Source organism: Citrobacter sp. Awk 4, from assembly GCF_028069725.1.
GTDB lineage: Bacteria > Pseudomonadota > Gammaproteobacteria > Enterobacterales > Enterobacteriaceae > Citrobacter_D.
In genome coordinates this window covers 1-11,811 of the sequence record NZ_JANEWG010000083.1, presented here as the reverse complement: position 1 = coordinate 11,811, position 11,811 = coordinate 1, and the positions used below count along the sequence as shown (strand labels likewise).

Here is an 11,811-nt window from a genome sequence, read left to right as displayed (position 1 = left end):
TAACAAATCATACATTTTGTCTACTGACTTGTGAATTTTACAAGTTAAATATTAACAATATTAAATGTTAATAACAAATTGAGAGTTGCCAATAATAGGCAAGATAATATCGAGCAATACAATAATTATCCAATTTGTTGGTGCGGTATCACAACAGGTCGTTATAGAAGCTTAAAAAACACGGGTTAACCGCCACTAGAATATTCAAGACGCAGAGTACTGCGGTCATACAATTCGCGCCTTGCCGACGGGACCATGCTGCCCATCAATCAGGAGACAGTCGATCATGTACTCTGTCCCATCAAAACTGTTTCAGCCTACACGCTACAGCTACTGCGCCGGCATGCTGATCACAACGTTTGTGCTTGTTGGATGTACCACGGTGCCGGTACAGGAGATTCAACACTTCAAGGATGCGCTGGCAGCGGTCAACACCGTGCAGCAGCCTTTTCTGGACGAACTCGCTATCGCCGAACGGGCACAAGGTGTGCGGGTATCTGAGAGCCGCGCTGCACGGCCAGGAACTACCAGCACTGGCGCAAAGGCGTGCAATGACGATGCAAACATTACCCCTAAATGGCGCGGCGACGCAGAGGTCGGCATCGCCAACCACATGTGCTTGTCCGACGCGCTCTATTTCGTGCCCAACGTTGATCCGCCTGCGACCGCGAGCTTCCGGCGCAGCCTGCGCGTGATCGACGACTTTGCGAACCTGGTGCTCGCGCTGGCTGAAGGACAAGACGCAGGCGACGCTACAGCTGGCGCATTAGCGCTCGCCAGGGAGGTCGACGCGCTCTCCGCTCTGGCGAATACGGGGCTGCCGGTAATTGCGCCGCCGCTGACCGCGCTTGCACCGGCGCTGGAGTTCATCTCCAGGGCGCAAAGCAAGGAGGAGGCGTTGCAGCGAATACTGGACAACGCAGAGAAGATCAACAGCCTTATCGGTGCGTTGCGTAATGCGACACCCGCACAGTTCAATACCCTTGCCTTCGGGGATTTGAACATCATCGGTTCCAGCATCAATCCCACTGCACAGGATGCCGACAAGCGCAAAAACTTGCTGTTGCGCCAACAAGCGCTGCAGCGTGTCGAGCGCACACGTGCGCAGTTAGCGGCCAACGTCGTGCTGCTCGACCAACTACAGGCGGCCTGGGATGAGACAGTGCGGGCGGCACGCAACCCTAACGTCTCTGTGGCCGAGACGGTCACGCGGGTGACAGAGGTACGCACTACTGCTGAAGCCGTACGCAGGAATCTGGCCCAACTGCAAGTTCACCAGGACGTATCCACAAACGAGGTATACAAATGAACGATACAAGCAATGCTGCGCGGGTACGCGCCCTGCTCGAGACTGCACAGATAGACATTGAGGGCCGACTGCGCGGTGCGGTTGATCCGCAGGAGCGCGAGGCACTAGAGCTCACGCTGCGCCAACTAAACGCAGCAATCGACAGTAACAACCAGGCTGACCTGCTTACAGCAGCAACCGACGTCGCACATGCAGTCGACGCGTTGAACAACGCGTTATCGAAATCCCGGCCCCCTTTCGACACCTTTGTCGATAGCCTGATGATGGACGCACGCGATCTGGCCAGCGCGGTTGCGCAGATGCAAGGGGTAGATCGCCTGCCACCCGCCGCCATCGCGACAACCAGGACACCGGCTATCATCGCTTCAACGAGTACTCTGCCAAAGATGATAAACAGCCGTAAGTTCAATGATCTGGAGGCTGAGTACGACACGCTCTTTAACGCCTGCACCGCCGATAAAGCACGGCGGTCTAACATCGACTTCTACGTCAATCGACTGAAGCAGCATAAGCAGATCTACGCGACTCTCGGCGCCGAACTCGACATCCCGTGGTATTTCATCGGCATTGTCCATGGTATGGAAGGTGGCTTCGATTTCTCCACGCACCTGCATAACGGCGACCCGCTCACCGCACGCACGAAGCAGGTGCCAGTAGGTCGGCCAGTCGCGGGGAATCCGCCATTCACCTGGTTCGAGAGTGCGCGCGATGCCTTACAGATGAAGAAGTTCGACCAGATTGGGCTCGCGAACTGGTCGATAGCGTTCGTGCTGTACACGCTGGAGGCTTACAACGGCTTTGGCTACCGGCGGTTTGGCATCCCGAGTCCATACCTGTGGAGCTTTTCCAACCTGTACGTGAAAGGCAAGTTCGTGGCCGACGGCAAGTTCGATCCGCAGGCTGTCTCCAAACAATGCGGCGCAGCGGTAGTCCTGCACGAGATGCAGAAGTCGAACCTGCTAGCGTAGCGTGTGTGTTATCGCCAAATCGGGTTCCAGAGATGAGGGGTTAAAGCATGGAACAGGACTATGGTTCTGAGGTACGACTAGGCGTCGTGATGTACGGCGGCGTCTCGCTGGCAATCTATATTAATGGTGTCGCCAACGAGCTGTACGAGTTGGCATGCTCGACGCCCAGAAAAGGCCACAACGCGCCCTCTGACGGTACGGCTACGCGAGCGATCTACGCCGCACTGGCGAAACTGGTTGCTAATCCCGAGGCAGCCGCCGACTATGCGGCAGCACTGGCCGTGGCCAACGCTCTACCTTCAGGCCCCCAAAAGGACAATGCGCTTGCCATTGCCGACCAACTGCTGGAAGAACACTGCAGCGAGGATCCCACTCGCTTTGTTATCGATGTGGTATCGGGTACCTCAGCCGGTGGCATCAACGGATTGTTTCTGGCTCGGGCATTGGCCAATGGTGAACCGTTCAAGCCGCTGAAGGATCTCTGGATCACCGAAGGTGACATCCGCAAGTTGATCAATGACCAGCAGAGTTACAAGGACACCAACATTCTTCACCAGAGTGCTGCCGAACCCAGGTCGCTGCTGAACAGCGACCGCATGTACGTCAAACTGCTTGAGGCGATGGAGCAGATGACACTCAAAAAGCCACTGGTCACCTCACCCTATGTAGAGCAAATGGATCTCTATGTCACCACCACCGACATCCGTGGATCCAAAGTGCCGATTCGTCTGTTTGACCAGGTGGTAAATGAGTACCGCTACTGGCACGTCTTCCACTTCCGCTACGATGACGAAGACCCGCACAATGATCTGGCGCCAGCGCACTCCCCTTTCCTTGCATTCGCGGCCCGCTGCACCTCGTCGTTCCCATTTGCGTTCGAACCGATGACGCTTGGCGCTGCTCAGTTACTGTGGAGCGGCAATGCCAACGCGGCAACCTGGCAGCACCACTTCTGCAAGCTCACGCCAGATCCGGACGATCCCGAGTACCTGAATCGCGCCTTTGGCGACGGTGGCTACCTCGACAACAAACCCTTCGGCTACGCTATCGAGGCCCTGTCGTCGCGCCAGGGGCAACTGCCGATGGAGCGCAAGTTAATCTATATCGAGCCAGCGCCCGAAAATATCTCGCAGATGAACGTGAAAAAGAGTCAACCGACACCAAATGCGATCGAAAACGCTCTGGCCGCAGTGATCGGCCTGCCGCGTTACGAAACTATCCGCGAGGATGTAGAAGCGGCCATCAAGCGTAACCGCCGCATAGAACGCTTCGAGCGCATTGTGTTGCAGGCAGACAAGGACTTCAACGTGGCAAGCGGTGACACCTTCGACGAAGTCCAGCTACGTCCGGACGGCAGTCTGCCGAAGTGGTCCGAGCTAACGCTGAACGAGCTATGCAACTACTACGGCCGTTCCTACCTGTCTTATCGCCGCCTGCGCGTTTTTGCCGCCACTGATGCCCTCGCAGACCGGCTTGCGGTGATGTGGGGCGTGGACCGCGACTCGGACCACCTCTACGCCTTTCGCGCGCTGGTGCGGGCGTGGCGCGAAACCCACTTTCAGGAGAATCCTGTCCGGCCCCACCGCACCGTGAGCGAGTTCCTGACGCTATACGATCTGGAATACCGTATCCGCCGCACTGAACTGTTGATGCGAAAGGTTGACCACCTGATACGCCTGACGCGCAAACTGCGCCGCACCAAAAATGCCAGCCTTTCCGAGCTCGACGACACCATGATCACTCGGTTGAACCAGTCGCACCTGGTCCTTCTTCAGCCGGACAACAACGAGAGTCTTTCGAGGCTGATCGAAGCTTTACAGGAGATCAGGCTCAGTCTGGAGAAGACTCACCGCGCGCTGCGGCGCATCCTAAGAGACGACGAGCTGGAACCCGTGCCACTAACCCCCAGAGACCGCAGCCAACTGAATGACTTGCTATCCGCCCTGCTGGAGCGACCCGAGCGCGACCCAGAATTGGACCTGCAAGTCGGCAAAACGGCAATCCCTGTTCCTTTGCTCAAGCCAACCGACCGGCCAGACCTTCCTGACCTCTACCGTCCTGCATCGCCGACGCGGACTATGCAGGAAATGATATTTGCACGCGCAACCCGATTATTCGAACTGTCCAGTAACGCAGGCGAGACACGATTGCAGCACCACCTGACCGCCAGCATCGAAAACCTGCGCGGGAGAATCGAACAGGTGCTCGACGATAGCTCAACCGGAGTCGCGTCGGAATGGCAGGCGCTGGGCGCACCAAAACTTGTCGTCATCCACAATGGTGCCCCTCAAATCATCATGGAGACTTCGGATCCCGGCCCGGCAGCACTCGGCACACCTGAGGGTAAGGTGCTACGCAAATTGCTCGGCACCTATTTCCTGAAGTTCGAGATCTACGACCAGATGACTTTCCCGCTGTACTACGGAACCGACACCGGCGAACCAGCCACGGTCGAGGTCGTGCGCATCAGCCCTTGTGACGCACGCAGTCTGATCGACGAAACCCACAACGGGTCGCGCCGCAAACTCGCGGGTACCCAACTGTTCAACTTTGGTGCTTTCATTGAGGAGCGCTGGCGTCGCAACGACATCATGTGGGGTCGACTGGATGGTGCCGAGCGCCTGCTGAGCGCATTGCTGCCCGGCGACGGTGCGCTCGAGAACGCGCGTGAGCAGTTGCTCAGACGAGCCCACCAGGCCATTGTGTTTGAGGAGCTGACGCCAGAGGGCCATGCGCAACTGACGTCACTCTTCTGCGACGCGCTGTGCGAGATCGGCGCTGGCTCCTCTATCGATGATCCCGTGCGGTCACTGGTTGATCGCTTGCAACCGGGATCGCCTCAGGAACGCAGGCGACTGCAAGAACTGCTAGTGTCGCTGATGGACCGACCCGGGCTGGTCGATCACCTGCAGCGAACCTACCAGTTCGATCCGAACTTCAACGTCCCCTGCGCGATGGAGAGCGCAGCGCGCGCCGTCAAGGTTACGGGACGTCTTCTTAAGGGCATCTCAAAGGACAACAAGAGTGTCTCAGTCCCCGCGTTTTGGCTCGCGCGCGTTGGCCTACTGCTTCAAGGCCTGGTCGCGGTATCCCTGCCGGGCAGTATGGGCCGTTTGTGGGTACACCATGCGCTAATTGTTCTGTACGCGTTCCTGCTCGTCGCGCTGGCTTTCACGATCCTGCTCGGCGATGGCGACAGTCGCCTGACGGTCATTGCCGCGCTGCTGCTCACAGTGACATTCCACATTGCCATGCTCGTGATCGGTAACCTGGCTCTTCGCAGTGTACGCATAGTTATATGGACCCTCGGCACGGCGCTAGCGGTTGTACTCGCGTTCGCCGTTTATGGAGGCTATCGGTTCTGGATGGACTACCTGGCTTCGATTTTTGCGTGAAGGGAGCCGACGGGAGGGTTTATGAAACTTGATGACACGGGTGCTCCGCTGTCGCTCGATGATCAGATCAAAGCGGCTCAGCGTGACAAACTTCAAGCCGAAGTGAAACAACTCAAAGGCATCTCAATAGAGACGTTGGGGAAGTTGGGCGTGACCGCGCTCGGTATCCTCGCAGCAGCATTCACTTTGTGGGCGGGTGTGCCGCAGACACGCCTTGATTTAGCCAGGGCGCAGGAGGACCTGTATACAAAGAGGCAGGAATTAGCTCAGAGAACGGCCGAGGTGACCAAAAAGGCTTTAGAAGTTCAACAGAAGCAAGCTGAACTGGCTGATACCGAGTCACTGCGTGCCAGCACTGCAAACGAACTCGCTCGTCTGCAGAACGAAATTATGGCTCTCGGCAAAGATCTGGAACTACGCAGGTCAGCTTCCGGTAAACCACTTGAGAGCAACGTAGAGCAACGCATCGTGCAAGTCATAAAACCTCGAGTGTTTGTGCAATTTGCTGGCGATATGAACCGCGCCAGCGTAATCGATCCGCTTCGCGAGGAGTTAACAAGCAGTGGTCTCGTCGTACCTGCAGCCGAACGCATAAATAAGGGACAGAAAAACGAAGTGCGCTACTTCAGCAAGGACCAGCGCATTTTGGCGCAAAACGTTACCGATGAGACAAAGGCCTACTTCAAACGCAAGGGTTGTCCTCTGTCGTCGCTTTCAACCACATATGTTTCCTTATCTCAAAACAGGCAGTCACCTGTCGAACTTTGGCTCAAGCATGACTGTCCAGGAAATTAATCAATGGCGGGCAGATGAGAGGGACAGTCCCACAACCTGAACGCTAATTAAGAGGAACGATAAATGTATTTATGAAAAGGATGTACTGGAGGATAGATTGCTGAAGTCACAGATTCAAATTACAAAAACAAAAAAACCACCCGTAGGTGGTTTCACGACACTGCTTATTGCTTTGATTATACTTGTCTTTCCCATGGTACCCGGAGTGGGACTTGAACCCACACAGCGCGAACGCCGAGGGATTTTAAATCCCTTGTGTCTACCGATTCCACCATCCGGGCTCGGGAAGAAAGTGGAGGCGCGTTCCGGAGTCGAACCGGACTAGACGGATTTGCAATCCGCTACATAACCGCTTTGCTAACGCGCCAAATTCTTCAGGCCTTTCAGCCAAACACCCGCAATTGCCGATGTCTTTAAACTGGAGCGGGAAACGAGACTCGAACTCGCGACCCCGACCTTGGCAAGGTCGTGCTCTACCAACTGAGCTATTCCCGCATTACCAAGTAACTTTGTTAATCACTTGATTTTGTTATCGTCTGGCAATCTGTGCTGCCGTTCGATGCGTTGCATTCTACTTACCTGACGCACTGAGTCAACGATATTTTTCGTCACTCACGATCGTTTGCTGAAATTTGCGGCGAAACGATCACTGATCAAGCAAATCGCCGCGTGCAGCGCTTAAATACTGCAGCATCGACCACAGTGTCAGGATGGCTGCGACAAAGAATAACGCGATCCCGGCATACTCCACCCAAATGTTTGGACGCCATAATAACCATGCCAGCGCGGCCATTTGTGATGTTGTTTTGACTTTCCCGATCCAGGAGACGGCCACGCTGCTGCGTTTACCGAGTTCCGCCATCCATTCGCGCAATGCGGAAATAATAATTTCACGGGCAATCATCGTTGCGGCGGGTAACGTCACCCACCAGCTATGATAGTGCTCTGTGACCAGGACCATTGCGATAGCGACCAGCACTTTATCTGCCACCGGGTCAAGAAACGCGCCAAAGCGGGTGCTCTGATTCCAGCGACGCGCCAGATAACCATCAAACCAGTCAGTTACGGCTGCAATACAGAAGATGAGCGCGCACACAAACGGTGCCCAACTGAATGGCAGATAAAACGCCAGTACAAAGAAGGGAATCAGTATGACGCGAAACAGCGTGAGCAATGTAGGAATATTAAATTGCATAGTGACGGGTAACTATCTGTTGTCAGAGAAATTACCCCTATGTTGCTACAGAGACCTCAATGTTTCAACGAGTAGAAGATCTTTTCTGCCAGACCTTGCGAAATACCCGGCACTTTTGCAATTTCTTCTACGCTGGCGTTACGTAATCCTTGCAAACCACCCATATATTTCAACAGCATCTGCCGACGTTTAGGACCAACACCTTCAATGGTTTCCAGGGTGCTGGTGTTTTTCACTTTCGCCCGTTTTTTACGATGCCCGCCGATCGCATGATCGTGAGACTCATCGCGAATATGCTGGATAACGTGTAACGCTGGTGAGTCCGGAGGTAAACTGAACCCCTCACCTTCCGGTTCAAAAAACAGCGTTTCCAGACCCGCCTTACGATCGGCGCCCTTCGCAACCCCCAGCAGCAATGGATGCTGTTTATCCCAGGGAACGTCCAGTTCAGCAAAGACCGCTTTCGCCTGCCCAAGCTGCCCTTTTCCGCCATCGATCAGGATAACGTCCGGGATCTTACTCTCTTCAATCGCTTTGCCATAACGTCGACGCAGAATCTGATTCATCGCGGCATAATCATCGCCAGGCGTGATGCCAGTAATGTTATAGCGGCGATATTCAGCACGCAGCGGTCCATTGGCGTCAAAGACTACGCAGGAGGCGACCGTCTGCTCACCCATGGTGTGGCTGATATCAAAACATTCCATGCGTTTTACCGCTGGCAGTTTTAATACCGTCGCCAGCGCCGTCAGACGTTGGGTAATGGTAGACTGCTGAGAAAGTTTCGTCGTCAGCGCCGTCGCGGCATTGGTACGCGCCAGCTTGAGATATCTTGCGCGATCGCCACGCGGTTTTGTCTGCACATTGACTCGACGCCCGGCCAGTTCCGACAGTGAATCCGCCAACAACGTTTTGTCACTCAGATTAAAATCAAGCAGGATTTCGCCCGGCAGCGTTCGCATCTGACTACCTTGCAGATAGAACTGCCCGACAAACGTCTCCACAACCTCACCCATTTCGGTCCCGCCGGGTACCTTAGGGAAATAGCTGCGGCTGCCCAGCACTTTGCCCTGGCGTATAAAAAGCACGTGCAGACAGGCCATTCCCGCGTCGAAAGCCACTCCGATAACATCAAGATCGTCGCCAGTGTTCGACACAAACTGTTTTTCGGTGACACGACGCACAGCCTGTATTTGATCGCGAATGCGCGCGGCTTCTTCAAATTCAAGATTGCGGCTGGCGTTTTCCATCCGCGCGATCAGCTGAGTTAATACCTGATCGTCTTTGCCGGATAAAAACAGGCGAACATACTCGACCTGCTGGGCGTACTCTTCCTCGCTGACCAGACCAGCCACGCAAGGGCCGAGACAGCGCCCAATCTGATATTGCAGACAAGGGCGCGAACGGTTGCGGTAAACGCTGTTTTCACACTGACGAATCGGAAAGATTTTTTGCAGCAACGCCAGCGTTTCGCGCACGGCATAGCCGTTTGGGAACGGGCCAAAATACTCGCCTTTGGCATGTTTGGCGCCACGGTGCATCGCCAGACGCGGATGCGTATCGCCACTCAGAAAAATAAAGGGATAGGATTTGTCGTCACGCAGCAACACGTTATAACGGGGCTGATACAGCTTGATGTAGTTATGCTCAAGCAGTAACGCTTCGGTTTCTGTGTGAGTGACTGTTACATCAATTTGCTGAATTTGCGCGACCAACGCTTCGGTCTTCCGCGACGCAAGGTTGCTGCGGAAATAGCTGGAAAGCCGTTTTTTCAGGTCTTTCGCTTTACCGACATAAATAACCGTACCACCAGCATCATACATACGATAAACGCCGGGCTGGCTGGTAACGGTTTTCAAAAACGCTTTCGCGTCAAACTGAAGGCTCACTGACTTGTTAATGTCTCCGCATTACACAGACCATGGCGAATCGCCAGGTGAGTCAGTTCTACATCACCATGAATGTTTAGTTTACTGAACATCCGGTAGCGATAACTGTTCACCGTTTTAGGGCTGAGATTCAGCTGTTCAGAGATCTCGTTCACCTTCTGGCCTTTGGTGATCATCAGCATAATCTGCAACTCGCGTTCAGACAAACTGGCAAACGGGGTTTCCGTTTTTTCCGGCTCGATCTGGCTAAGGGCCATCTGTTGTGCAATGTCGGAGGCAATATAGCGTTGCCCGGAGAAAACGGAACGAATCGCGCTGACCACTTCCTGCGGAGCCGCACCTTTGCTCAGATACCCTGCGGCACCCGCCTGCATGACTTTGGCGGGTAACGGGTTTTCCGTATGGACCGTCAACATAATCACTTTAATGTCAGCCGTTGAACGCGCAATTTTACGCGTCGCTTCAAGACCGCCAATTCCGGGCATGTTCATATCCATCAACACGACGTCAGCGGTATTTGCGCGACACCATTTAACAGCATCCTCACCGCAACATGCTTCGCCGACAACTTTTATGCCCTTTATATCTTCCAGAATGCGTCGTATCCCTGCGCGCACCAGTTCGTGGTCATCAACAAGAAGAACGTTGATCAAAGGAATATCTCCAGAATAGGGATAACGCTACTGATAGTTAATCGGCCATATATTAGCGGGTTTTATCTCAACTTTGAAATGCAAAAAACGCCGCCCCTAAGATTTTGTTCTCGTTTTTGGAAATTAGATTGTACGGAATGTGGAAACATTCCGCTGAAAACAGTCATTCCCATAGGCTATATCTCTCTTAAAGTTTCAGAATAGTGACAAAAAACTCACGCCCTCCGACTTAAATGATAAATAGGAAGCAACTTTGTAACAATAATTAACGAGTAAAATACTCGCCATAAACAATGAATGAGGAAAATATATCCACTGCAAGACGTTGTTTATTTTAATCGCTCAGGCTTCAGTTTCGATGAAAAAACAACCACTGCTATTTTTAGCGCAGCTTATGGTATACTCCGCCGCCTTAACATTTGCCATCGCACTTTTTCACTGTAACACAACGAGGAAAATAAATGAGTACGCCTGATTTTTCCACTGCCGAGAATAATCAAGAACTGGCTAACGAAGTCACCTGCCTGAAAGCCATGTTAACGCTGATGCTGCAGGCAATGGGGCAAGCCGACGCAGGGCGCGTGATTCTTAAAATGGAAAAACAGATCGCGCTGATTGAAGACAAATCGCAAGCAGCGGTATTTTCCAACTCTGTTAAGCAAATTAAACAAGCTTACCGTCAATAAGATGAAACCGGCTGAGAGCAGCGCTTTCGGCCGGTTTTGCGTCAGAACACAAAAATCAGTTTTAAATCAAACCAATAGCCGCAGCATAGCAGGCAATCTGCGTCTTATTCGGCGCGTTAAACTTCTTCTGCATATTTTTCTGATGAAAGTTAACGGTGTTCTCCGAAATCGACAGGATTATGGCGATTTCTGACGACGTTTTTCCTTCCGCCGTCCACTTTAAGATTTCTTTTTCCCGCTTGCTAAAACGCATCTCCGGCGTCGTGACCATGTCATCTTCCAGCCGTGAAAGCACGGAGAGGCTCTCACGTACAAGTAGCTGCAGCTTCAACTCAACTTCATCAGAGGCAAAGGGAACATTGCGTACGTTCGACCGTGAGACGGAAAGGAACCCCAGCGCACGGTTCGGCAGCATACAACACTGGGTGATCCCCTTTCGCAAGCCGTGGGAGCGCGCCGCATCCCACAGGGTCTGAGTATCACTGAATAATGCGTCATTCCAGGGTAAATGGCCCTGTTTAAAGTTTTCCGGTTTCAGCACCGGATCGATAGCAAAATAGTTTTCAGACTGATAGTGGGCAATCCACGCCTGAGGATACGTTGTTTGAAGAGAGATTTTTGGCCGTGTAAACGGAACCGGATGCCGAACGCATAACGCGTAATAATCGAACTCCAGGTGACACGTTTGTTGCTGTAATTCGCGATAGACGTCTTCTGCCGTCGCCATTTCCTGAAAGCGTATCAGCATACTCCGTCGCCAGGTGAAGAAATCATTTTCCTGCATATCAGGGGATACCACCTCTGAGATTGATAATCATTTTTATGAGTAAATACGCTACCACATAAATGCAGTTTATATGAATAAAATATCGGCCAGGAAGAGGATTACTTTAGTTTTATTTCAATACACTTATTAATATT

General features: G+C 53.1%; 10 protein-coding genes and 3 tRNA genes. 6 read left to right on the top strand and 7 right to left on the bottom strand.

The window, feature by feature from the left end; genetic code table 11:
* Positions 1-286: 286 nt before the first annotated feature.
* Genes NNO04_RS21480 through NNO04_RS21465 form a run of 4 tightly spaced genes read left to right on the top strand, consistent with a single transcriptional unit; the run spans position 287 to position 6,467 of the window.
* Positions 287-1,309 (top strand): hypothetical protein, encoded by a 1,023-nt coding sequence (locus NNO04_RS21480; protein ID WP_271446386.1) that lies wholly within the window; start codon positions 287-289, stop codon positions 1,307-1,309.
* Positions 1,306-2,277 carry a hypothetical protein gene (locus NNO04_RS21475; protein WP_271446385.1) on the top strand — a complete coding sequence of 324 codons (972 nt, stop codon included), beginning with the start codon at positions 1,306-1,308 and terminating at the stop codon, positions 2,275-2,277. The genes NNO04_RS21480 and NNO04_RS21475 overlap by 4 nt, the downstream gene beginning before the upstream one ends.
* A 47-nt stretch (positions 2,278-2,324) precedes the next feature.
* On the top strand, positions 2,325-5,672 hold the full coding sequence (locus tag NNO04_RS21470; RefSeq protein WP_271446384.1) for a patatin-like protein: 3,348 nt from the start codon (positions 2,325-2,327) through the stop codon (positions 5,670-5,672).
* Between the two features lie 21 nt (positions 5,673-5,693).
* On the top strand, positions 5,694-6,467 hold the full coding sequence (locus tag NNO04_RS21465) for a hypothetical protein (protein WP_271446383.1): 774 nt from the start codon (positions 5,694-5,696) through the stop codon (positions 6,465-6,467).
* 194 nt (positions 6,468-6,661) lie between these two features.
* Here NNO04_RS21465 and NNO04_RS21460 read toward each other — a convergent pair.
* The 6 genes from NNO04_RS21460 to uvrY form a co-directional block, all read right to left on the bottom strand.
* A tRNA-Leu gene (locus tag NNO04_RS21460) sits at positions 6,662-6,748 on the bottom strand.
* Between the two features lie 12 nt (positions 6,749-6,760).
* Positions 6,761-6,834, bottom strand: a tRNA-Cys gene (locus NNO04_RS21455).
* A 52-nt stretch (positions 6,835-6,886) separates the two neighbouring features.
* A tRNA-Gly gene (locus NNO04_RS21450) sits at positions 6,887-6,962 on the bottom strand.
* A gap of 151 nt (positions 6,963-7,113) precedes the next feature.
* Entirely contained in the window at positions 7,114-7,662 is a 549-nt protein-coding gene (pgsA, locus tag NNO04_RS21445) for a CDP-diacylglycerol--glycerol-3-phosphate 3-phosphatidyltransferase (protein WP_192612565.1), read from the bottom strand.
* Between the two features lie 56 nt (positions 7,663-7,718).
* Complete coding sequence (gene uvrC, locus NNO04_RS21440) at positions 7,719-9,551, bottom strand: excinuclease ABC subunit UvrC (protein ID WP_271446382.1); 1,833 nt, start codon at positions 9,549-9,551, stop codon at positions 7,719-7,721.
* Positions 9,548-10,204, bottom strand: a complete 657-nt coding sequence (gene uvrY / locus NNO04_RS21435; protein WP_192612567.1) for a UvrY/SirA/GacA family response regulator transcription factor — start codon at positions 10,202-10,204, stop codon at positions 9,548-9,550. The genes uvrC and uvrY overlap by 4 nt, the downstream gene beginning before the upstream one ends.
* 358 nt (positions 10,205-10,562) lie before the next feature.
* On the opposite strand from uvrY, the gene NNO04_RS22985 reads away from it, so the two are divergent.
* Both NNO04_RS22985 and NNO04_RS21425 read left to right on the top strand, forming a co-directional pair.
* On the top strand, positions 10,563-10,679 hold the full coding sequence (locus NNO04_RS22985) for a hypothetical protein (RefSeq protein WP_442870761.1): 117 nt from the start codon (positions 10,563-10,565) through the stop codon (positions 10,677-10,679).
* Positions 10,666-10,890: a DUF2594 family protein gene (locus NNO04_RS21425; RefSeq protein WP_271446380.1), complete on the top strand. Its 225-nt coding sequence runs from the start codon at positions 10,666-10,668 to the stop codon at positions 10,888-10,890. The genes NNO04_RS22985 and NNO04_RS21425 overlap by 14 nt, the downstream gene beginning before the upstream one ends.
* 61 nt (positions 10,891-10,951) lie before the next feature.
* On the opposite strand, the gene sdiA is transcribed toward NNO04_RS21425, so the two are convergent.
* Positions 10,952-11,674, bottom strand: a complete 723-nt coding sequence (sdiA, locus tag NNO04_RS21420) for a transcriptional regulator SdiA (protein ID WP_271446379.1) — start codon at positions 11,672-11,674, stop codon at positions 10,952-10,954.
* Positions 11,675-11,811 lie beyond the last annotated feature (137 nt).